At 60.9% G+C, this 23078-nt stretch carries 22 protein-coding genes; 12 read left to right on the plus strand and 10 right to left on the minus strand.

The window, feature by feature from the left end:
* Nucleotides 1-3 precede the first annotated feature (3 nt).
* Nucleotides 4-1224, minus strand: a complete 1221-nt coding sequence (locus KUV72_RS19135; protein WP_222164309.1) for a saccharopine dehydrogenase family protein — start codon at nt 1222-1224, stop codon at nt 4-6.
* 782 nt (nt 1225-2006) lie between these two features.
* Here KUV72_RS19135 and KUV72_RS19140 point away from each other — a divergent pair.
* From KUV72_RS19140 to KUV72_RS19175, 8 genes are all read left to right on the plus strand, one after another.
* Entirely contained in the window at nt 2007-2999 is a 993-nt protein-coding gene (locus KUV72_RS19140; RefSeq protein ID WP_206944800.1) for a DctP family TRAP transporter solute-binding subunit, read from the plus strand.
* Nucleotides 3000-3058: 59 nt separating this feature from the next.
* Complete coding sequence (locus tag KUV72_RS19145) at nt 3059-3571, plus strand: TRAP transporter small permease (RefSeq protein ID WP_222164311.1); 513 nt, start codon at nt 3059-3061, stop codon at nt 3569-3571.
* 2 nt (nt 3572-3573) lie between these two features.
* Entirely contained in the window at nt 3574-4842 is a 1269-nt protein-coding gene (locus KUV72_RS19150; protein ID WP_222164312.1) for a TRAP transporter large permease, read from the plus strand.
* A gap of 19 nt (nt 4843-4861) precedes the next feature.
* Entirely contained in the window at nt 4862-5635 is a 774-nt protein-coding gene (locus tag KUV72_RS19155; RefSeq protein ID WP_206944803.1) for an SDR family oxidoreductase, read from the plus strand.
* Between the two features lie 15 nt (nt 5636-5650).
* Nucleotides 5651-6586, plus strand: a complete 936-nt coding sequence (locus KUV72_RS19160; RefSeq protein WP_222239447.1) for a 3-hydroxyacyl-CoA dehydrogenase — start codon at nt 5651-5653, stop codon at nt 6584-6586.
* Between the two features lie 64 nt (nt 6587-6650).
* The gene (locus tag KUV72_RS19165; RefSeq protein ID WP_222239448.1) at nt 6651-7583 is read left to right on the plus strand and encodes a 3-keto-5-aminohexanoate cleavage protein; all 933 of its coding nucleotides are present in this window, start codon (nt 6651-6653) and stop codon (nt 7581-7583) included.
* Nucleotides 7584-7637: 54 nt separating this feature from the next.
* Nucleotides 7638-8165: a gamma carbonic anhydrase family protein gene (locus KUV72_RS19170; RefSeq protein ID WP_206944806.1), complete on the plus strand. Its 528-nt coding sequence runs from the start codon at nt 7638-7640 to the stop codon at nt 8163-8165.
* A gap of 37 nt (nt 8166-8202) precedes the next feature.
* Nucleotides 8203-9207, plus strand: a complete 1005-nt coding sequence (locus KUV72_RS19175; RefSeq protein WP_222164315.1) for a LacI family DNA-binding transcriptional regulator — start codon at nt 8203-8205, stop codon at nt 9205-9207.
* Nucleotides 9208-9238: 31 nt separating this feature from the next.
* Here KUV72_RS19175 and KUV72_RS19180 read toward each other — a convergent pair whose 3' ends face one another.
* On the minus strand, nt 9239-9703 hold the full coding sequence (locus tag KUV72_RS19180) for an Lrp/AsnC family transcriptional regulator (RefSeq protein WP_206944808.1): 465 nt from the start codon (nt 9701-9703) through the stop codon (nt 9239-9241).
* A gap of 136 nt (nt 9704-9839) precedes the next feature.
* Here KUV72_RS19180 and KUV72_RS19185 point away from each other — a divergent pair, with 136 nt between their 5' ends.
* From KUV72_RS19185 to KUV72_RS19195, 3 genes are all read left to right on the plus strand, one after another.
* Nucleotides 9840-10880 (plus strand): zinc-dependent alcohol dehydrogenase family protein, encoded by a 1041-nt coding sequence (locus KUV72_RS19185; protein WP_222239449.1) that lies wholly within the window; start codon nt 9840-9842, stop codon nt 10878-10880.
* Nucleotides 10881-11016: 136 nt separating this feature from the next.
* A complete protein-coding gene (locus KUV72_RS19190; protein ID WP_222239450.1) occupies nt 11017-12171 on the plus strand; it encodes a M20 family metallopeptidase in 1155 nt (384 codons plus the stop codon).
* 110 nt (nt 12172-12281) lie between these two features.
* Complete coding sequence (locus KUV72_RS19195; RefSeq protein WP_222239451.1) at nt 12282-13787, plus strand: AbgT family transporter; 1506 nt, start codon at nt 12282-12284, stop codon at nt 13785-13787.
* Here KUV72_RS19195 and KUV72_RS19200 read toward each other — a convergent pair whose 3' ends face one another.
* From KUV72_RS19200 to KUV72_RS19220, 5 genes are all read right to left on the minus strand, one after another.
* Nucleotides 13788-14684 (minus strand): LysR family transcriptional regulator, encoded by an 897-nt coding sequence (locus KUV72_RS19200; protein WP_222239452.1) that lies wholly within the window; start codon nt 14682-14684, stop codon nt 13788-13790.
* A gap of 203 nt (nt 14685-14887) precedes the next feature.
* Nucleotides 14888-15922, minus strand: a complete 1035-nt coding sequence (locus KUV72_RS19205; protein WP_315857951.1) for an Ldh family oxidoreductase — start codon at nt 15920-15922, stop codon at nt 14888-14890.
* A 28-nt stretch (nt 15923-15950) separates the two neighbouring features.
* The gene (locus tag KUV72_RS19210; protein ID WP_222164318.1) at nt 15951-17282 is read right to left on the minus strand and encodes a TRAP transporter large permease subunit; all 1332 of its coding nucleotides are present in this window, start codon (nt 17280-17282) and stop codon (nt 15951-15953) included.
* Nucleotides 17279-17794, minus strand: a complete 516-nt coding sequence (locus KUV72_RS19215; RefSeq protein ID WP_222239453.1) for a TRAP transporter small permease subunit — start codon at nt 17792-17794, stop codon at nt 17279-17281. The genes KUV72_RS19210 and KUV72_RS19215 overlap by 4 nt, the downstream gene beginning before the upstream one ends.
* An 86-nt stretch (nt 17795-17880) precedes the next feature.
* Nucleotides 17881-18945, minus strand: coding sequence for a C4-dicarboxylate ABC transporter substrate-binding protein (locus tag KUV72_RS19220; protein WP_206944814.1), 1065 nt, complete (start codon nt 18943-18945; stop codon nt 17881-17883).
* Nucleotides 18946-19156: 211 nt separating this feature from the next.
* On the opposite strand from KUV72_RS19220, the gene KUV72_RS20025 reads away from it, so the two are divergent.
* Nucleotides 19157-19756, plus strand: coding sequence for a helix-turn-helix domain-containing protein (locus KUV72_RS20025; protein ID WP_222239454.1), 600 nt, complete (start codon nt 19157-19159; stop codon nt 19754-19756).
* A gap of 142 nt (nt 19757-19898) precedes the next feature.
* On the opposite strand, the gene KUV72_RS19230 is transcribed toward KUV72_RS20025, so the two are convergent.
* The 3 genes from KUV72_RS19230 to KUV72_RS19240 form a co-directional block, all read right to left on the minus strand.
* Nucleotides 19899-21203 (minus strand): amidase, encoded by a 1305-nt coding sequence (locus KUV72_RS19230; RefSeq protein ID WP_222239455.1) that lies wholly within the window; start codon nt 21201-21203, stop codon nt 19899-19901.
* 38 nt (nt 21204-21241) lie between these two features.
* Nucleotides 21242-22030 (minus strand): sulfite exporter TauE/SafE family protein, encoded by a 789-nt coding sequence (locus tag KUV72_RS19235; protein WP_222164320.1) that lies wholly within the window; start codon nt 22028-22030, stop codon nt 21242-21244.
* Between the two features lie 72 nt (nt 22031-22102).
* Nucleotides 22103-22996 carry an ABC transporter substrate-binding protein gene (locus KUV72_RS19240; protein WP_224851999.1) on the minus strand — a complete coding sequence of 298 codons (894 nt, stop codon included), beginning with the start codon at nt 22994-22996 and terminating at the stop codon, nt 22103-22105.
* Nucleotides 22997-23078: the final 82 nt, after the last annotated feature.

Raw genomic sequence — 23078 nt, forward strand, 5'->3', positions numbered from 1 at the left:
GCCTTACAGGTCCTCGCCCTTCTGTACGTCAAGACGGAAGGAGGGATCCAGCTCGACCACTTTCCACGGCAGACCGTAGGCATTCATGTCGGCCATGAACGGATCCGGATCGCACTGTTCCATGTTCCACACACCGGGACGCTTCCAGTGACCCTCGAGGATCATCTTGGCGCCAATCATCGCAGGCACACCGGTCGTGTAGGAAATGGCCTGGGACTGGACTTCGGCATAGCAAGCCTCGTGGTCACAGATGTTATACAGGTACATGACCTTTTCCTGGCCGTCCTTCTTGCCGCGGACGACGGTGCCGATGCAGGTCTTGCCCTTGGTGCGCGGTCCCAGGGTGGAAGGGTCGGGCAGCAGCTTGGCAAGGAACTGGATAGGCACAATTTCCTGGCCGTTATAGTCGACCGGCTCGATCCCCGTCATACCGACGTTCTTCAGCACTTCAAGGTGCTTGAGATAGCTGTCACCAAAGCTCATCCAGAACTGAGCCCGCTTTAGGCTCGGGAAGTGCTTCGAGAGCGACTCAAGCTCCTCGTGATAGAGACGGTAGATGTTGTAGTCACCGACCTCTTCAGGGCAGCTGAAACGCGCCATCTTGGACATCGGCGGGGTAGTGACGAACTCGCCATTCTCATAGTGACGACACTCGGCACTGACCTCCCGGATGTTGATCTCCGGGTTGAAGTTGGTGGCGAAGGGATAACCATGATCGCCGCCATTGACATCGATGATGTCCAGCTCTTCGATCTCGTCGAAATAGTGCTTGGCGAGATAGGCGGTGAACATGTTGGTGGCGCCCGGATCGAAGCCGCTGCCCAGCAGAGCCGTCAGCCCCGCCTGCTGGAAGCGCTCCTGATAGGCCCACTGCCACTTGTACTCGAACTTGGCGGTATCAAGGGGTTCGTAATTGGCCGTGTCGAGGTAGTGAACACCCGCTGCCAGGCAGGCATCCATGATGCTCAGGTCCTGATAAGGCAGGGCGACATTGATGACCAGCTCGGGCTTTTCTGCCTCGAGCAACGCCGTCAGTTCAGCCACGTTGTCGGCATCGACCTGGGCCGTGCGGATGGGGCGCGGCAGCTGCTCGGCGATAGCCTTGCACTTGGACTCGGTGCGACTGGCCAACAGGATATCGGTAAACACCGAGTCCAGCTGGGCACACTTGTGGGCGACGACACTGCCGACACCGCCGGCACCAATGATGATCACTTTCGACATGTTGATACGCTCCCGCCTGAATACAACGATCCATCCACAGACAATAGAGAGGATGGATAGACCTGTTGAGCAGCCCTTCTCGACAGACTCCCTGACTCGCTCCTCCGAGCAAGCCAGCGGGCCCGACCCGTGACGTGGACTCGCTTAATGGGCCCGGTTGAGGTGCTTGGCGCCTCGCCCACAGGGCACGTCCTCGAGACATGCCCCTACCCTACTACCGGACGGCGCATGCTAACCACATTTGCCAGCTCATGCCACGGCTTTTCGCACCGAAAAGTGACCCCCGCCAGGGCCGTCCTCAGTGTAGTCAATCAGCACCCTATGACAGCTTGACGATGGCTTCGCTTTTCCCTTCTTCCACCACCCCGAACCGCCCCTTGCCAGCGCCTGTCTATCCCCCCGGACTGACCGCCCTGACTTACCGCCCTGACTTACCGCCCTGACTTACCGCCCGGACTGACTGCTCTGACTGACCATCCTGAGCGACCGCCCTGTTCGACCGTCATCGGGCCCTTCCATAGCCCACACCCAATACCCTCATCCGCGACATTCACGTCATGATTACGAAAAATTAAAGACTACGTATTCACTCAGCACTACTAAAGTATATTTTCTTTATTTTCATATGCTTAAAAACAAAAACCAAAGGCATAAAAACTTTAATGTTGAATACGTATTCCCAAGCCTTTAAAAGTGATTCCCCTTGCTGCCCGTCACACAGACACGCCTCCCGGCAGCGGCCGCCCCACCCCAGGGCATCACAACGATAACAGGAGAGCATCATGCGCCAATTCAACTCCCTTCCTTTCCGCCTCACCGTCCTGACCGCCGCCATCGGGCTGTCCAGCGCAGCCTTCGCCCAGCAGGAGCGGACCATCGATGTCAGCCTGCCGCTGGGACCCGACTCCCAGCAGGGCATCGGCGTGCTCAAGTTCGGAGAGGAGCTGGAGCGTCTGTCGGAAGGCCGGCTGACCATCGAGCCCCACTATGACAATGCGCTGGGGGCCGAGCGTGAAGTCATCGAAGGGATGGGGCTTGGCATCATCGATGCAGGCATCGCGTCGACCGGCCCCATGGGCGGCTTTGTCGATGAATTCCTGCTGTTCGACCTGCCCTACATCTTTGAGGATCACGGGCATGCTTATGCCTTCCTCGACAGCGAATACGGTGACCAGCTGGCCCAACTCGCCGAAGACCAGATGAACGTCAAGTTCCTGGCGTGGATGGAGAATGGCTTCCGTCACAACACCAATTCCGTGCGCGCGCTGGAGCAGCCCAGCGACCTGGAAGGTATCAACCACCGCACGCAGGAAAGCCGCGTGCAGGTTGATACCTGGGAAGCGCTGGGCGCCAACGCCACGCCAATGGCGTGGACCGAGGTCTACACAGCGCTGCAACAGGGCGTCATGGACAGCCAGGAAAACCCTCTGGCCACCATCTACGACGTCAATTTCTACGAGGTTCAGGATTACCTGAACATCACCCAGCACGTCTATTCACCGGCGCCGCTGATGATGAGCCTGGACCTGTTCAACTCCTTCAGCGAAGACGACCAGGCCCTGATTCTGGAGGCCGCTCAAATCGCACTGCCAGTTCAGCGGGAGGCCAGCCAGGAGCTGGAACAACGCTACAAGGGCGAGTTGGCTGACCTGGGCATGACGGTCACCGAACCTGACCTGGCGCCCTTCCGCGAGGCCGTGCGTCCGGTTATCGCCAAGTGGGGCCCGACCGTCGGCGAAGACCTGGTCGACGCGGCCATCAACTTCGAGCACTGAGTACCCGGCCCCCTGTCCAGCCAGCTGGTCAGGGGGCACTGCATTCTGCGAGGCCCTTCATGCACTCCTTTCTGCGTGTCGCCAACACGGCGATCTGGCACTTCAATCGGTTGATCGGCTGGGGGCTCGCCCTGCTTTTGCTGATCATGACCGTACTGATCTTTTGGCAGGTGTTCGCTCGCTTCGTGGTGGGCAGCCCGCTGTTCTTCTCCGATGAAATCGCTCGCTTTTCGATGCTCTGGCTAACCTTTATCGGTGCCGGCTACGCCTATCGTCATGGCGCCCTGATCTCCGTCGACATCGTGCTCGAATATGCAGGAGAGCGCCTGGCTCGGCTGCTGCGGATCGTGATCGTGCTGTGCTCGGCACTGTTTGCGTTCGTCATGATCAAGTATGGCCTCGAGCTGGTCGGCCGAGTGGCCAGCCAGACGGCGCCAAGCACGCGCATTTCCATGATGTGGCCATACCTGGCCATTCCTGCCGGCGGCGTCGTGATTCTGATCAATAGCCTGGGGCTGTTGATTGATGAAGCCCTCGGACAACCCGTCCAGCGACTGCAGGAGGTCAGCTGATCATGGCCCTCATGCTGTTCTTGACCCTTATCTCTCTTTTCGTGGTGGGTGTTCCCATTGCCTTCTCGCTGGGACTGGCGTCTGCCCTGACGGTGTGGCAAGGCGACCTGATGCCGATGCTGATCGTGGCACAGCAGCTGATTGCCTCGGTCAACTCCTTTCCGCTGATGGCGATTCCGTTCTTCATCCTCGCGGGCTACCTGATGCAGGGCGGCGGCATCTCGAAGCGCCTGGTCGATTTCTCCAATACCCTGGTCGGCAGCATGACGGGCGGGCTGGCCATGGTCGCCATCGTCACGTCGCTGTTCTTTGCTGCGATTTCTGGATCCGGGGCAGCCACCACGGCGGCCATCGGCTCTATCCTGATTCCCGCGATGCTGGCCAAGGGCTATCCCGGTGGCTATGCGGCGGCCAATCAGGCGGCGTCGGGCGCTCTGGGGGTCATTATCCCTCCCAGTATTCCCTTGATCCTCTATGCCATCGCGGCCAACGTGTCCGTTGGCGACATGTTCATTGCCGGCATCCTGCCTGGCATTCTGGTCACCCTTACCCTCCTGGTCTTTGCCTACTTCTTTGCCCGCGCCAACGGTCTTGGCGGTGGCGAGAAAAGCTCACTGAGCGACGTCTGGCGCGCCGGCAAGAAAGCCATCCTCGCCATCCTCATGCCGGTCATCATCCTTGGCGGCATCTACGGTGGGGTGTTTACACCGACCGAGGCAGCGGTGATCGCGGTGGCCTATTCCTTTGTCATCGGCACGGTGATCTATCGAGAGATCAAGCTCGACAGTCTGGTGGGCATTCTGCGTCAATCCGCAGTAACCACAGCGGTGGTTCTCAGCATCATCGCTGCCGCTGGACTGTATGGACGCATTCTGCAGAGCCTCAGAGTGCCGGACATGATCTCCGACTTCGTGATCTCGGCCATCGACAGTCCGCTGCTGTTTATCCTGCTGGCCAACCTGCTGCTGTTGCTCGCTGGCATGTTCATCGAGGCGGCGGCCGCCATCCTGATCTTCGTGCCCATCCTGCTGCCCATTGCCGTGAGCTACGGCTTCGACCCGATTCACTTCGGCATCATCATGGTGGTCAACCTGGCCATGGGCATGTTTACCCCACCGGTCGGGCTCAACCTGTTCGTGGCCTCTCAGATCACCAATATCGGCATTGCGCGGCTGACCTGGGCCGTCATGCCCTTCGTCGCCATCGTGCTGATCAACCTGCTCATCATCAGTCTGCTGCCGGCCCTGTCGACCTGGCTGCCGTCGCTGTAACCCTACAAGGAGAGACCCCATGAGTGTTGTAGAAAGCCTTCGCCCCCGCCAGGGACTGCGCGTACTGGTGACCGCCGGCGCGTCGGGCATTGGCCTTGCCATTGCTAGCGCCTTTGCCGAAGCCGGTGCTCGGGTTCACGTCTGCGACATCGATGACAAGGCGCTGGATGCCCTGCCGCCACACATCACACGCACCCATTGCGATGTCAGCAACGACGAGGATGTCGCTCGCCTGTTCGACGATGCATCGGCCCTGGGGGGCCTGGACGTGGTCGTCAATAACGCCGGTATTGCTGGCCCGACGGCAGGCATCGAGGACATCGACCACGCCAGCTGGACCCAGACCATCGATATCAACCTCAACGGACAGTACCGGGTCGCACATCGTGCAGCGCCCTTGCTGCGTGATAGTCAGGGACTGCTGGTCAATCTGGCCTCCGTGGCTGGCCGCCTGGGGTTCGCCTATCGCACCCCCTATGCCGCCAGCAAATGGGCCGTGGTCGGCCTGACCAAGAGCCTGGCCTGCGAGCTTGGTCCGGAAGGCGTGCGTGTGAATGCCATTCTTCCAGGCATCGTGCGCGGCCCACGGATCACCAAGGTCATTGAGGATCGAGCGGCCAAGCGTGGCATCAGCTACGAGGAGATGGAGACCGAGAACCTCTCAAAGATATCGATGCGCCGCATGGTAGACCCGACGGATATCGCCGCCATGGCGCTGTTCCTCGCTGCACCAGGCGGATCCAACATCTCGGGGCAGGCGCTCAGTGTCTGTGCCAACGTCGAATCCCTCTGACCTCAGGACGCTCTCATGACGACTTCCATCGGTGTGGTCGGCGCAGGACTCATTGGTCGCGCCTGGGCCATTGTATTCGCTCGAGCAGAGCTGCCCGTCACCTTGTTTGATGTAGATGCTGATGCCCTGGACAGGGCATCTGCAGCGATCCAGCAGTCGCTGACGGACCTGGCTGACGCAGGGCTGGTCGATGATCCAGTGGCGATCATGGCCAGAATTCGTTTTGACAGCCACCTCGTCTCGGCCATGCAGGATGCCATCTACGTCCAGGAGTGCGGGCCGGAAGACGTGACCGCGAAACGTCAGATCTACCGCGATCTGGAGGCGGTGGTCAGCAGTGACTGCGTGCTGGCCAGCTCCACCTCGGGGATCGCCGCCTCGCGCTTTACCGATCACCTGGAGCACCCTCAGCGCTGCCTCGTGGCACATCCGGTCAACCCGCCCTACCTGATTCCGCTGGTAGAGGTGGTACCGACGCCAGCCACCAGTGAACAGAGTGTTCAGCGGGCCATGGCCCTGATGGAACAAGCGCGCCAGGTCCCGATTCTGGTCCACCAGGAGGTGGCAGGCTTTGTCCTCAACCGCCTGCAAGGGGCGCTGCTCAACGAAGCCCTGCGGCTGTTCCGCGATGGCGTGGTGTCCGCCGAGGACCTCGACAAGACCATGAAACACGGGCTCGGCCTGCGCTGGTCCTTCATGGGCCCCTTCGAGACCATCGACCTCAATGCGCCTGCGGGCATTGCCGACTACGGCAAGCGCTACGGCCCGCTGTATCGCGATATCGATCGCGAGCGCGGACAGGAAGACCCCTGGCTCGACACCACCCTGGAGGCACTGGACGAGCAGCGCCGCGCCTTGCTCCCCACACACGAACTGGGTGAACGCCAGGCCTGGCGTGATCGCCGCTTGATGGCACTGCTCGCCCATCAGCAGGCTACGACACCACGCTAAACCGCACACGTCATGCGGCAACGTTCACGCCGCTGTGCTCACTTTGCTAGAGGACTTCACGGAAATGGCTACAACACGCAAGGTCATCATCACCTGCGCCGTCACCGGCGCCATTCACACCCCGTCCATGTCTCGCTACCTTCCCGTCACCCCCGAGGAGATTGCCGAGGCAGGTATCGCCGCCGCCGAGGCTGGCGCGTCGGTGCTGCATTTGCATGCCCGGGACCCCAAGGATGGCAGGCCGACCCAGGATCCGGCGATGTTCGAGCGCTTCCTGCCACGGATCAAGAGCTCCTGCGACGCGGTGATCAATCTGACCACCGGCGGCAGCCCCCATATGACGGTGGAAGAACGTATGCGCCCCGCCATGGAGTTCAAGCCTGAGCTGGCGTCCATGAACATGGGATCGATCAACTTCGGCCTGTTCCCGATGCTCGATCGCTACAACGAGCTGACCCATCAGTGGGAGCGCGATCACCTGGCCAATAGCCGTGACCTGGTGTTCAAGAACACCTTCGCTGATATCGAAAAAGCCATGACGCTTGGCGATGCCAATGGCACCCGCTTCGAATGCGAGTGCTACGACATTGGCCACCTGTATTCGCTGCGCAATCTGCTCGACCGTGGTGTCGCCAAGGGCCGCGTCTTCGTCCAGAGCGTGTTCGGTATCCTGGGTGGCATCGGGCCGCATCCTGAAGACGTCATGCACATGCGCCGCACCGCAGACCGCCTGTTCGGCGATGACTATGAATGGTCTGTGCTGGGGGCCGGCAGCAGCCAGATGCGCATTGCAGCGCAAGCCGCTGCCATGGGTGGACACGTGCGCGTCGGTCTCGAGGACTCGCTGTGGCTTGGGCCGGGCAAGCTGGCCGAGACCAATGCAAGCCAGGTGACCAAGGTCCGCGAGATCCTGGAAGGCCTGTCTCTCGAGGTGGCCACACCCGACGAGGCGCGCCAGATGCTTGGACTAAAGGGCGGGGATCAGGTCGGGTTCTAGGCTTGGCCCGCCGTTAATTGCGACAGTATCAGCACCCGCATAAGGAGATGGGTTGTGACGCTTTATCGACTCGGGGGCGCGTCCCCCGATATCGCCGCCGACGCCATGGTGATGGACGAGGCGACCCTGATCGGTGACGTGCAGCTGGGAGCAGACGTGAGTGTCTGGCCAGGCGCCGTCCTGCGTGGCGACAATGCCCCCATCCTGGTAGGCGCCGGCAGCAACCTGCAGGATGGCTGCGTGGTCCACACAGACCCCGGTGAGCCGGTGACCATTGGCCAGCGTGTCACCATTGGTCACCTGGCCATGTTGCACGGCTGCCGAATTGGCGACGAGGTGCTGGTCGGCATGAATGCTACCATCCTCAACGCAGCGGTGATCGGGGAGCAGAGTATCGTTGGCGCCGGAGCCCTGATTACCTCCGGCAAACGTTTTCCCCCACGATCGCTCATCCTCGGCAGTCCCGCCAAACGCGTGCGTGAGCTGACCGAGGAAGAGGTCGAGTCGGTGAAGACCAATGCTCAGGTCTATATCGACAAGATCGCCACCTATGCTTCTCTGGAGCGTATTGAGCCGGCGTGAGCGCCGGCAATACAGTCACCCGACAAGATATGCCTCGATGAAAAAGAAATCCGTCACCTCCCGCGATGTTGCCCGCCTGGCCGGTGTCTCGCAGTCTGCCGTCAGTCGCACCTTCTCTCCCGAGGCGAAGGTATCGGAAAAGACGCGCCGGAAGGTCATGGAAGCCGCTCGAGAGCTCGGCTATCGCCCCAATACCATCGCGCGCTCACTGATCACTCGCTCCAGCAGGACCATCGCCGTCGTGGTGTATAGCCTGGAGAATCCGTTCTACAGCTTTATGCTCGAACAGGCATCACGGTTCTTTCGGCAGCAGGGCTATCACCTGCTGCTGTTTTCTGCCCCCGCCAGCGATGGCTTCGATGCCGTGCTGGAAGACATTCTGCGCAGTCAGGTGGAAGGCATTCTCATGCTTGCCATCACCATGACGGAGGAGCAAGCCGCCGTGGTGTCCGACTACGAAATCCCCGTGGTCATCATCAACCGTACCGTGGACTATGCCGGCATCAGTCAGGTGGCCTGCGACAACTATCAAGGGGGCTACTGGGCGGGCCGACACCTCGCTTCACAAGGCCACCGTCGCGTGGCGTACCTGGCGGGTCTTCCCGCCACGTCTACCAGCTGCCAACGGCAGGCGGGACTGGAAGAGGGTCTGGCAGCGGCAGGCCAGACACTGCATGCCTGCGACGTGGGCAACTATCAGTACGCTGACGCCTGTCAGGCGACTCGCCGCCTGTTTACCCACCCCACTCCGCCCGACGCCCTGTTTGCCGCCAACGACCTGATGGCCATCGCTGCCATGGAGGTGCTGCAGAGCGAATTTCAGCTGCGCATCCCACAGGACGTATCGATCATCGGCTTCGATGATGTGCCCATGGCCGCCTGGCCCAGTCACTCTCTGACCACTCTGCAGCAACCGGTACAGACCATGATCATGCGCGCCACCGAACTCCTGATGGCCCAGATCGATCACCCGGACACCCCTCCGCAGCAGCTGACCCTGCCGGTGACGCCGATGCTCCGCAGCAGCGTCCGGCGCGCATGACGCGCCCGGTCGCCAGTGCACTCCGCCGTGTCTAGCCCAGCGGCAGCCGGTTGGTGGACTTGATTTCCCGCAGGGACAGACTGGAGCGAATGTTGGTGACGCCCGGCAAGCGCCGCAACACGCGCTCGATGAAGTCACTGTAGTCCTCCAGATCTCGAGCGACGACCATCAGCAGGAAGTCATCATCTCCGGTCGTATTGTGGCATGACAGAATATTCGGGCTGTCGATCACCACCTTCTCGAACGCCGCCACCGTGGTGGCGTCATGGGCCATGCAATTGAGTTGAACGAACGCCATCACCCCTAGCCCGAGACGCTTGCGATCAAGCGTTGCCTGATAGCCTGAGATAACGCCGTCCTGCTCAAGACGCTTCAACCGTCGCCAGCATGGTGTCTCGCTCAATGACAGCGCCTCGGCAAGACGCGCATTGGTGATTCGACCGTCCTGCTGCAACAGATCAAGCAGCTGTAGATTTTTCCTGTCCAGCCCACTCACGCAATGTCCTCCCAATAAACATCGTGAAAATAAAAGATACTTTCCACATTGCGGGCTCTCAAGAAAATATAGCAAAGCAATTCCTGGCCAACGCTCTAGCATGGAACGACACATTCAGCCTTTGCGAGAGTCGATCATGCGTGCCGTTGTCATTGAAAAGTTCCAGCAGTTACCCAGTGTTCGGGTGGTGAAGGATCCTGCACCAGAGCCCCACGGCGTGGTCGTCAAGGTCGAAGCGGCTGGGCTATGTCGCAGTGACTGGCATGGCTGGATGGGCCACGATGCGGATATCACCCTCCCCCATGTCCCCGGCCACGAGATGGCGGGTGTCGTGGTCGCCGCCGGCAAGGACGTCACGCAATGGAAAGAGGGCGACCGTGTCACAGTGCCCTTCGTCAGCGGCTGCGGACGCTGCCACGAGTGTCGTGCAGGCCATCAGCAAGTCTGCCACTCGCAGTTTCAACCGGGCTTCACTCACTGGGGGGCCTTTGCCGAATACACCAGCCTGCATCACGCCGACCTCAACCTCGTTGCGCTGCCAGAGGACATGTCATTTTCCACCGCCGCCAGTCTCGGCTGCCGTTTTGCCACAGCCTTCCGCGCAGTGGTGGATCAGGGGCGCGTGTCTGCCGGTGCGTGGGTCAGCGTGCATGGCTGTGGTGGCGTCGGCCTGTCTGCGATCATGATCGCCTCGGCGCTTGGCGCCCGAGTCATCGCCATCGACATCACGGACGGCGCACTGGCGATGGCCAAGAAACTGGGCGCCGTTGCCACGATCAATGCCTCGCAAAGATCGGATGTGGTGGAAGCGATTCAAGACATCAGTGCCGGCGGCGCTCACCTTTCCTTTGATGCCCTGGGCACTCAGGTCACCTGCAGCAACTCGATCATGGGACTACGTACCCGAGGCCGGCACGTACAGATTGGGCTGCTGGCTGGGGAGCACCGGGCACCGGCGATCCCCATGCACAAGGTGATCGCCGAGGAGCTTGAACTTGTCGGCAGCCACGGCATGCAGGCTCACCGCTATGACGCCATGCTGGGGATGATCCAGCAGGGGCAGCTGAATCCATCGCTGCTGGTGGGTGATCGCATTACGCTGGATGACACTCCCGCCCGGCTCACCAGCATGGATCAGTTCAAGGGGGTGGGCGCTACGGTGATTGATCGTTTCTGACACGCCACAACTGTTGACCACCAAGCAACAATTGCATGCCTGTTGACCGCTGCATCCGTGACGCTGATTCCCCTACCTTGGCACTGCTCAGCGACGTCAAGCGTCCATGGATCATCGTCAACAACAAGGACCCAGCATGTTCACCGCGCAACAGGTCAACGAGAGTGTGGCACTGCGACAGGATCTGCATCGCCATCCCGAGCTCAAGTTCGAGGAGCACCGCACCGCCGCGATCGTGGCATCGCGACTCAAGGAGCTCGGCTACACGGTCACCGAGAACATCGCCGGGACGGGCGTCCTGGCGGAACTGGATACCGGGCGCATCGGGCCAGTGATCGCCTTTCGGGCCGACATGGATGCACTGCCCATCCAGGAGGCCAACACCTTTGACCACGGTTCACGCCATCCGGGCCTCATGCATGCCTGCGGCCATGACGGCCACACCGCCGCCCTGCTGCTGGCGGCCGAAGCCATCATCCAGCGTCGAGACGCTCTGTGCGGCCACCTCAAGCTGATCTTTCAGCCGGCCGAGGAAGGTGGCAATGGTGCCGCGCGCATGATCGAGGAAGGAGTCCTCGACAATCCCCGCGTGTCCGCCATCTTCGGCTATCACAATCGCCCCGGCTTCCCCGCTGGCCAAGTCTTCGTCAAGCCAGGACCGGCGATGGGGGGCAATGACACCTTCCGCGTGACCATCAAGGGACGTTTCGGGCATGCCGCCATGCCGCACCTCGCAGTGGACCCGATCTACGTCGGCGCCAGTGTTGTCCAGCAGCTGCAGGGCCTGGTGGGACGTCACAAGTCTCCGCTCGAGGCCGGGGTCATCACCGTCGCGGCCTTTCATGCTGGAGAGGCCGCCAATGTGATTCCCGGCGAAGCCGAACTGGTCGTCAATATCCGCAGCGATCGCGCCTCATCCCGCGAGGCCTTGGCCGGACAGCTCGAACGGGTGGTCGACGGAGTCTGCAGCGCCCACGGCGCCAGCTTCAAGATGTTCCACGAGCACCAGATTCCGCCGTTGGTCAATGACCCGGAATGGGCTGAGAAGGTTCTTACTGCGGCAAAGGAAGCGCAGGTCAGTGACGACATTCAGCAACTGGACTACATGCCTACCATGGGGGCAGAGGACTTTGCGTTCTATCTCCAGCAGGTCCCTGGCTGCTTCTTCTTTGTCGGTAACGGTGACAGTGCCTACCTGCACAACGAGCACTACGACTTCAACGACCAGATCCTGCCGGTCGCAGGCGGCACCTTCGTGGCGTTGGCGCAACACCTGATGCAAGCGAACTGACGGCGGCCCCTACCGGTGCCGGCGGTAGCAGAACAGACACCATCGACAACATTCTGTTGCTGTGTCCGCGAGTGAACGTTTCAGACAACCTCATAACAAGGTCAAGAGCCATGCAAGCCGTCCTCAGCTCCATTGAGCGTGTAGGCAACAAACTGCCTCATCCCTTCATTCTGTTCACCATCCTGGCTGCCGTGGTGGTGGTGGTTTCTGCCATTCTCGCCACCTTGGGCGTGTCGGCGGTCAACCCGCAGACGGATGCCGTGGTCCACGTGCGAAGCCTGATCTCTGCAGATGGACTGGAGTTCATGCTGACCAGCGTCGTCAGCAACTTTGTCAACTTCCCGCCCCTGGGCCTGATCCTGGTGGTGATGTTCGGTATCGGTCTCGCCGACAAGGTGGGCTTGATGTCCACCCTGATGCAGGTCAGCGTGGCCAAGGCGCCGCCGTCGCTGCTCACCTTCTGCGTGTTTCTGGCGGGCATCTGCGGCAGCATCGCCTCGGATGCCAACTACCTGATCCTGATTCCCCTGGCCGCCATGGTCTACTACTCCGTCGGTCGGCATCCGATTGCCGGTGCGGCCGCCGCCTATGCAGCGGCTGGGGCGGGCTTCGACGCCAGCCTCTTCATCACGGTCGGGGATGCGCTGTTCGCCGGTATTACCACCGATGCGGCGAGACTGGTGGATCCACAGGCGTACATCTCTCCAGTGGACAACTACTACTTCGTGGCCTGCTCCGTGTTCGTACTTGCCACGGTAGGCACCTTGGTGATCGACAAGGTGATCGAACCGCGGCTGCAACGGACCCTGCCGCTTGGCAAGGACTTTACCGCTGAGGTGGAGACCCACGAACTGAGCGCCGACGAGAAGCGCGGTCTCAAGCGTGTGGGACTGACGACGCTGGTCTATCTGGCCTTGGTACTGCTGGCCGTGCTGCCAGAGGCATCGCCTCTGCGCAACGATGAGGGAGGACTGATCCCGTCACCGTTCTTGAAGTCTCTGGTACCACTGATGTTCGGCTACTTCGTCGCCATCGGTCTGGTCTACGGCATCGCGGTGGGCAAGATCAAGACCAGCCGTGACGTCCCGCAGCGCATGGCCGAGGCGGCCAGCGAGCTGGCCCCCACACTGGTGCTGTTCTTCGCCATCTCGCAGTTCATTGCCTACTTCAAGTGGTCAGAGCTGGGGCAGTTCATTGCCATTGAAGGCTCCAACATCCTGCAGAGCACAGGCTTCACCGGCCTGCCTCTGGTTGGCGCCTTCATCCTGATGAGTGCCGTGCTCAACGTCTTCATGACCAGCGGCTCGGCCCAGTGGGCACTGATGGCACCGGTGTTCGTGCCGATGCTGATGATGATCGACTTTGACCCGGCCTTCGTGCTGGCGATGTTCCGGATTGGCGACTCAAGCACCAACATCATCTCGCCGATGAGTCCCTACTTTTCGGTCGCCCTGGTCTACATGCAGCGCTACAAACCGGATATGGGGCTGGGAACCCTGATTGCCACGATGTTGCCCATGGCGATCACCTTCCTGCTGACCTGGAGCGCCTTCCTGATGTTCTGGCTGACCATGGGCTGGCCGATCGGACCGGGGGTCTACATGATGGCAAGCTGATCACTGCATCGCCAACATCACCTTCCACAGATAGCTGGCAGCCGGCGACAGCCGCCTGCCGGCTCTGCGCACCAGATTCCCCTGACTCGCCCTGGCCATGGGGTGGTCAATGGGAATGGCGACCAGCTCTCCCGCTCGCACTTCTCGGCCTGCTGCCGCAGCGGTCATGAATGCGACACCAATCCCGGCACAGGCCAGGCGTCGAGAGATCGAATGCAGATTGCAGCGGTATGAGGGCGTGGCCAGCAATCCTGACGCACGAAAAATCGCATCGACAAAACGCTGGGACCCGGACTCGTCCGGCAGGAAGATCAACTTGTGCTGAAGCAGCTGTGTGACGCTGACAGCATCGTACTGCGCCAGCGCATGCTTTGGAGCCACCAGGGCGCACAACGCCCCTCGCTCGAAAGAGTGCACCACAAGCCTGGGGTCGGATACCGGCCCATAGGTGACCGCAATGTCGACTTCATCATTGGCGACCATTTCATGTGGTTCTCGGGGGTAGTAGATGCCCGTGCGAATATCGATCAACACATCGGGAAACTGCGCCGCCACCCGCTGCATGACATGGCGAATGAAGCTATCGACGAAGCCATCTCCCACCGACACCACCACCTTGCCACGCTGAAGGTTGCGCAGCCGGGACAGCGTATCACCGAGTTCCGAATGCAGCCGACGCTGGGCCAGGTAGCTCTCTTCCACAAGCTTGCCGGCCTCTGTCGGCACCACGTGGCGGCCCTGCTTTTCCAGCAGGGCCATGCCTAACTCCTGCTCGAGGCTTCGCACCTGGCGGCTGATCACAGAAGGATTGACATGCAGATGCTCAGCCGCTGCGCGAATACCCCCGCAACTGCAGACCTCGTGCAGATATAGCGCTCGCTTGTCCAGTAGATTCATAGGTGTCAGTCGGAAGGTGGGCAGGCATGCGGGCTACCGCATGCCTGGTGGCTTAGGCTTTGTCCGAACAGTCGACGAGCGAAGGTTAGACAAGGCAAAAATCGGTGAGAAAGCGCAGTTTACGAGGTGTAAATGAGCACTTTGAGCCGATTTTTAACGCCGTATCACCAAGCGCAGGCACTTTTCGTACAAGCCCTAGTTCATCAAGAGTTCATCAAGGCATGGATATCGTCGAGCAGTGCCTGGGACACCCAAGCACCGCGTTGGGCGCTGCGTGCACGCTCCTGATAGCGGCGCTGGGCAGGCAACCGAGCCCCCTGTCCCAACATCTGCTCGAACAGTTGCTCTGCCCTGCCCATGTCAGCGGCTCCCGCTCCTGTTCGGGCCGGATCAATGGCGATGATCAACTCCCCGTGGAAGGGCAACCCACCACGCCCATCGTCGTGATCCGTTGACTCAAGGCTCATCAAGTCACCAATCATCGGCCCGGCGATCAGCTCGACCATCAGTGCCAGCGCCGACCCCTTGTGGCCACCGAAGGGCAGCATCGCACCATGATCCAGCACTTCCGCCGGATCGGTACATGGCTGGCCATGCCGGTCTACGCCCCAGCCTTCCGGAATCGTATCGCCGGAGCGACGGTGAAGCTCAATGTCCCCCCGGGCAATGGCACTGGTGGCAAAGTCGAAGATCAGCGGTGGCTGCCCCTGCCGCGGCCAGCCAAACGCCAGCGGGTTGGTGCCGAACAGGGGACGCTTGCCTCCATGGGGAGCCATGTACGCCTGGGTCGGGTTGCAGGCAATGGCCACCAGCCCTGCCTCGGTCAGTTGCTCGAGCTCTACCCACAGGGCGGTGGCATGGACGCAACGCTGAATGGCCATTACCGCGATGCCACCCTGCCTGGCCTTGTCGATCAGAGGCGGCAGACCCAGGTTGAAGGCTGCCGGCGAAAATCCACCGTCAGCATCCACCCTGACTACCGCCGGGGCCAGGTCCTCGACACGCGGCTGTGCATCCGCGACAGCTGCGCCTTCACGTACCGTCGCGGCGATGCCGAGCAAGCGGTAAAGCCCATGGGACTGGCAAGCGTCCCATTGCGCCGCGACCAGAGTGGCCCCCAAGGCCTCGGCCTGGGCGGCGCTGAAGCCATGCTGGGCCAACACGCTGCGACATAGCGACATCATGGCCTCCCGCGTCAGGTAGGTCCCCTCTGAACTGGCGGCGTTAGTGTCCTGCATCAGCGACTCTCCTTGGAACATGATCGGCCTACTTCCATGACGGCCCACTCAGCTGATCAGGCAACCACAGCGCCAAGGAAGGGAAGGCCAGAACCAGCGCCAACACGATCAACTGTACAACGATAAAAGGAATGACCCCGGTGTACATATGCTTGAGCGTAACCTCGGGTGGCGTGATCGCCCTGAGATAAAAGATGGAAGGAGCCAGAGGCGGCGTCAGGTAACTTGTCTGCATGACCACCAGGAAGGCAACACAGAACCATATCTCATCGAACCCCAGTGCCCGCACGATCGGCATGGCCACCGGTATCACGATCAGTACCACTGAGATCATGTCCAGCACGAACCCTGCCAGGAAGGCGATCAGCAGAATCATGCCGAGGATCATCCAGGGGCTCAGCCCGGTATCCATCAGCAGCGACTGCACCGTGGCCATGCCACCGGCGGCGAAGAACACACCGGCGAACATGTTGCCCCCCAGCACGATCAGCAGAATCATCGCCGAAATATTCAAGGTCCGCTTGGCCGAGTTCCACAGCACGTCCAGGGTCAGGTTGCGATAGGCCAGCGCCAGCACCACCGAACCCAGCGCGCCACAGGCTGCCGCTTCGGTGGGGGTCGCGATACCCAGCAGGATCGTGCCAAGCACAGTCACGATCAGTGCCATCGTCGGCAGCAGCGCGCCAAAGGTGACCTTGAGCTTCTCTCCCAGGGTCGCGCTCTCACCCTCTGTTGCCGACATGCGAGGCGCCATTTCTGGCTTGAGGTACGCCACCAGCACGATGTACAGCAGGAACAGCAATGCCATCAGGAATCCGGGAAACATCAGCCCACTGAACAGTGATCCCACCGACACGCTGGCCACAGGCCCCAGTACCACCACAGTGATGGAGGGAGGGATCGCGGTGCCCAGGGAGCCACTGGCGCAGATGGTGCCCGACATCAGCGATTTGCTGTACTGATGCTTGAGCATCACCGGGATGGCCAGCAGGCCGATCACCGCCTCGGTCGCGCCCACTACCCCACTCGCTGCTGCAAACAGCGTGCCCATGATGACCGCGCCCACGCCGAGTCCGCCAGGCAGGCGCCGGGTCCAGAAATGAATGGCGGTGAACAGCCGCTCCGCGATGCCTGAACGCTCGAGCATCGCACCCATGAAGATAAACAGCGGGACCGCTGCGAGAATCGAGTTGGACGCCGTGTCTTCGATCTTGGTCAACAGCTGGTAGGCAGCAGCATCGCCAAACTGCATTACCCCGAACAGCGTCGCTACCACAATCATCGAGAAGGCAATCGGGAAGCCGGCAATGATGAAGCCAATCAGCGCCGGAAACATCACCAGGGCAAGATAATCACTCATTGGGCGCCCTCACTCTCGGTTGCCTGACCTTTCCATGCAGCAATCGCCTTGAACACTTCGGCCACGACCTGCAGCGCCAGCAGCAGAAAGCCGAGCCACCAGGTCAGGAACACCGGCCAGATCACCGGGTTCCAGGCCGACCTGCCTGAGCGTTCATTGGATAAAAGCGCTTCGTGAGCGTATTGGCCAAGCTCCCACACCAGCCAGGCCAGAACCGGCAAGAACACGGCATAGCCGATCAGTTGCACCAGGGCATTGGTGCGCCTCGACCAACGCAGCGTCATCAGATCAACGCTGACGTGCTGCCCCTGTCGCAGCGTATCGGCCATGCCCAGCATGAAGATGGCCCCCATGACCATGTAGCTGACCTCGAAGGCCCACAAGGTAGGTTGTCCCAACACATAGCGGCTGAAGACCTCGTAGACCAGCGCCGCTATCAGCGGAAAGGTCAGCAGAGCACCCAGCCCTCCTGCCCAGCGCGTCAGCCGCTCGATCGCGTGAATAAGCGTCATCTTGAATTGCCCGAAAGTAGGAAGTCAGAACAGGAAACGGCCCGGAGGAAGGGACCATCCCCTCCTCCGGGCCGCCAGCAACGATGTCAGTCCCGAGCCATGGCACCGATCGGCAGACGGTACTGCTGCCAGTTGGTCATGCTGGCCTTGAACTCACGCTGAGATTCAAGCACTCGAGCAAACCATTCGTTGCTCTCGGCGTACTCATCTTCCCACTTGCGGGTCTCCGCGTAGATGGCGTCGATAAAGTCTTGATCCAGCTGCACGATCTCGTTCGGACCGTCCACCAGTTCCTGGTAGGCCTCCAGGTCTGCATAGGAGCTCGCGAGCCAGGAGTCGAACACACTGAGCTTGCCGGCCAGACGCAGCAGCTCCTGCTGTTCGGCGCTCAGCGCGTCCCACGCCTCCTGGTTTACCTGACATTCCAGGAAGCCACCAGACTGGTGAACGCCCGGCAGCACCACGTACTGAGCCACATCCTGGAAGCCCGTTGGCTTGTTCATTTCCGGACTGCCCCACTCGGCAGCATCAATCACGCCGCGATCCAGGGCGTTGTAGATCTCACTGCCGGCCATGACCACCGTCGAGGCACCCAGGCGTGAGGCGATCTCAGCCCAGGCCCCTGACGTGCGCAGGCGCAGGCCCTGGAAATCCTCCAGCGTTTCGACCTTCTTGTTGGAGTGAAGGAAGATCTCGGTGCCAAGAATGGAGCACGGGAAGGCCACCACATCGAAGACATCACGGCGAAACTCTTCATAGAGTTCCACGCCGCCGCCCTCGTACATCCACATCATGAATTCTTCCGGCGTGAGGCCGCTGGAGTGACCGGCCAACAACGCCGCCGTCGGATCTGTGCCGTAGTCATAGTTGACGTAATTATGGCTGACCTCGGCGACCCCGGCCTTGACGGTATTGGTCACCCGCAGCGCGCCACCCAGGGTGCCACCAGGAAACACCTCGATGGAAACATCACCCGCCGTCAGCTGATTGACATAGTCGGCGAAGGTCTGGGCGTCCCGCTCCAACCACGGCCCGCCACCCCATGGGGTGGCCATTTTCCACTCCATCGGTTCGGCAGTCGCAGACAGGGAGACACTCGCGAGGGCGGCGGCAACAGTCACGCTGCCAGCCAGTCGGTTCAACTTATACATTGTTATCCTCGTTGGATTTCTTATAGGCGTACAGGAGCGCAAGGCAATGCCCAGCCGGCGTTGTTATCGATCGGCAGACACTGCGTATTAAGCATCACTATCGTGATTGAGCATTGCATATACGCAATTTTCAGTCAAAATAAATGAAAAAGACCAACAATCAACGCTCCTCCCCCATCATCAAGGACGGCAGGAGCCGCCGGAGACCTGCATGAGCGAGACCTCCACGCCACCCCGGCCCCATGAGAAAGCGCGCAAGGCCGGATCCATCGGTGACAACCTGAAAGCCCTGCGCGGCGAACGCCAGCTGACCATCGCTCAGATGGCCCAGGTATCCGGCACATCCGCCGCCAGCATCTCGCGGATCGAGAACGGCAGGCTTTCGCCCACCTACGAAGTCATCGTCAAGCTGGCCAATGCACTAAATGTGGATGTCGGCGAACTCTTCTACTACCGCGAGCGCCGTGCGCTCAGTGGCTGGCGTACGCTGACTCGCTCAGGCCAGGGAGACATTGTCGAGACTCCCAACTATCGTTTTGAATTGCTTTGCAGCGACATGGTGTCGAAGGACTTTCTGGTGTTCTCGACCACGGTGTTGAACACCAGCATTGATGAGTTTGGTGAGCTTCAACGCCACGCCGGGCATGAACAGATCGTGGTCCAGGAAGGCGAGGTCGAGGTGTGGACCGAACACTACGCCCCGGCACGCCTCAAACCAGGAGACAGCATGTCCTTTGATAGCCAGATGGGACACGCCGTCATCTCGACAAGCCCCGCCCCCGCCCGCATCCTGTGGATCTGCAGCACCTGACCCAAGGCATCGTCCGTTCGGCGCATCGCGGGGCAAGCGTTTTTCTCCCGTTGCGATAACGGCCTGGCAGACATGTACCCGCTGACAATGTCCGCCAGAGAGACGGCCGCTGTGGTAAAGCCGTTGACCTCGTCAGCCACCGTCAGACTGGCGCGATGCCCTCAAGCGCATGGGGCTGACCCGCACTGGCTTGCGCTACCAACGCACCAGCCATGGCCAGCAGCTTCTCATCCGCCCAGCGGTCCGTGATCAACTGCACCCCGATCGGCATGCCCTGGCTACCCTGTCCGATGGGCAGGTTCAGGCAAGGGACGCCCAATAGCGTCCAGGCGCGGCAGTAAAGGGGGTCCCCTGTCGCGTCGATGCCCAACGGCGCTTCGCCTGTAGCACTGGCTGCCAAAATGCCGTCGACCTGAGTCGTCAACACCCGCGACAATGACTGGCGAGCCGCAGCCGCGCGGCGCATGGCATCACGGTAGCGCGACCAGCCGATAGCTCGGCCTTCCTCGATCAATTCGACCAGCTTGGGCCCCATCTGGTCCGCAAAGGCGGCATACTCACTTGCCAGCGTCCTGGCTGACTCGTAAGCCATCACCACCTTCTGCTCCTCCACCAAGCATTCGATATCGCTGCCCAGCGCCAGAGGAACGATCTCTGCCCCTGCGTGCCTCGCCATGGCTTCTGCCTCAGCGAGTACCCGCTGAACATCCGTGCTCATGGTCGTGGCCGAGGGCAAACTGAACACCCCGAGGCGCAGCCCCTTCAGGCTGCTCGCCGGGCGGATGCTGTCCGCTCCCGTCAAACTCGAGAACACCGTGCTGACATCCTCGACGCTACGCGCGAACCAGCCGATGGTGTCCAAAGATGGCGCGAAGCCGCGGACACCGGCGGTGCTGAGCGTGTTGAAGGTGGGCTTGAAGCCGTAGACACCGCAATAACTCGCAGGTCGAATCATGCTGCCAGCCGTCTGTGTACCAAACGCGACGGGCACCATACCGGCGGCCACCGCCGCTGCCGAGCCACTGGAAGACCCTCCTGGCGTGCGCGAGGTGTCATGGGGATTGCGTGTCTTGCCCGGGGTGAAATACGCGAATTCGGTAGACACTGTCTTGCCCATGATCAGCGCACCCTGCTGCTTGAGCAGCGACACCAGAGACGCGTCAACCAGCGATTCAGACGAACGAAGATACCCCCCCGTGCCCCATGCCGTAGGGTGGTCCCTCGTATCAATGATGTCCTTGATGCCCACCGGGACACCGAACAAAGGCCGGTCAGACAGCGTAGGGTCGAGTGGGGGAGGTTCTGTGGCCAGCGCCTCCCAGGCCCTCACCTCGGGCTCGACACGCTCAATCTGCGCTACGCACTGATGCCACCAGTCCAGTCCGCTCGCCGCAGCTCCCCGGTGGTTCTGGTGAAACGCGGTAATGCTCTTCGGTGCAGTCGGCATCCGATATTCCTTAGTGTAAGTCACTCGTTGAGGCATGGTCAGAGCACCAGGGTGATCCCCACCACCACCATGACCAGGGCAAATAGCGTTCGCAGTCGCTCAGGCGACAGGTAATGCGCCAGCTTGGCGCCGCACCTGGCGGCCGGCACGCTGAACATGGCAACGCCTGCAAAGGCAGGCCAATAGAGATAGCCGAGACTTCCTTCGGGTAGGCCCGCATGGCCAAGACCCGTCATCATGAAGGTCAAGGCGCCGACGAGGGCAATGGGCAGCCCGCAGGCGGCCGAGGTACCAATCGCATGGGTCAGCCCTGCGCCATTGCGGGCAAGCCAAGGCACACTCAGGACACCGCCACCCACGCCAAACAGTGCGGAGAAGGTACCGATGGTGGTGCCGGCAGCAAACATTGCCGGCCTCCCCGAGACATGGGCTTTCTCGCTTACCCTCTTGGAAAGCAGCATGTGCGCTGCAAGCAGGAGCATGAATACACCGAAAAAGCGCTCCAGCTGACGACCATCCAAGTGATCGGCGACCAAACCGCCAAGTACCGCACCGCATATCAGCCCAGGTAGCATCAGCACCAGCAGGTCCCGCGATACAGCCCCTTTCTTCCAGTGTCCAAACGCTGAAGAGGCACCAGTCACCACGATGATGGCCAGCGATGTGCCAATCGCGAGATGCATGATGAGAGCCTCATCAACGCCCTTGAACGCCAGGGCCGAGGCAAGTGCAGGCACGATGATGACGCCTCCACCGATGCCAAAGAGTCCCGCGGCAAGCCCAGCAACCCCACCCACTGCACAGAAGAACAACAAGGCCGCCAGCATGATGTCACCCTCCTCTGTCTCAGCGTGGGTCGCAGCGCGGGCTTTTGCGATCCGCGCTGCGACCCGCTGGTCCTAGTTCACGACCTTGGCGGCGAAGGAGTCATCCACGATATCTTCGTAGTACATCTCGCCTTCGATGTTGCCAACGAACTGCTGCATCTCGATGGCGTTGGTAAAGGCGTCTTCGGTAATCGTCACGCTTTCCGGATAGACGTTGTTGTCGATCATGCGCTGCACCGCCGCGTCGACCACCTCGCCGGACAGGTCACCGAACTCCTCGCGCGCCACGGCCTTGGCCACGTCAGCGTCGGTATGAATCAAGGCCAGCGAATCATTGATCGCATTGACGAAGCGCAAGACCAGATCTGGATTATCATCAATCATTTCCTGGGAGGTATTGATGGTCGAGAACGCATACTCGGGATAGTCATCAGTGAAGGCATGGATAATCTCCAGTCCCTGGGAAATACCCTGCTCGACCTGGGGCTGGTACGCCACGGCGATGTCGCCGCGTCCGGACAGCACCGGCCCAAGCTCAGAGCCATTCTGTACTTCTGTTATCTGGACCTCGCCGTCCACCCCGGCATCTTCGATCAGACGCTTGATGAGCGTATTCGACGTACCTGGCGCCAACCCGACCACGACCTCCTTGCCGGCCAAGTCTGCGGGCGAGCTATAGTCGAGGTCGGGACTTGCCAGTACCCACACCGGTGCACTGTTGGCTACCGCACTGATGGCTTTGCCGCTCCCTCCCTGTTCCTGGGCAAAGCCAACATGCTCTGGACCGTGAACAGAAAACTGAGACTCCCCCGCCAGTACCGATGCCAATGCCGCTGGCCCCGATCCGGCTGAGCGCACGACAGGCACGTCAATGTTGTACTCATTGAAAAGTCCTTCGTGCTTGGCCACATATACCGGCAAGTAGAGTAGGGAGTGGAAGGCTTCGTTGATGAGGATTGTGTCCATCTCCTGAGCGTGTGCCTGGAAAGAGGACATACCAGCAACAAGACCGAGACCCACCATCATTTTCTTGGAGCAGAAGAAAGCA

It is taken from the genome of Halomonas sp. DP4Y7-1 (genome assembly GCF_019800705.1).
GTDB classification, from domain to species: Bacteria; Pseudomonadota; Gammaproteobacteria; order Pseudomonadales; family Halomonadaceae; genus Halomonas; species Halomonas litopenaei_A.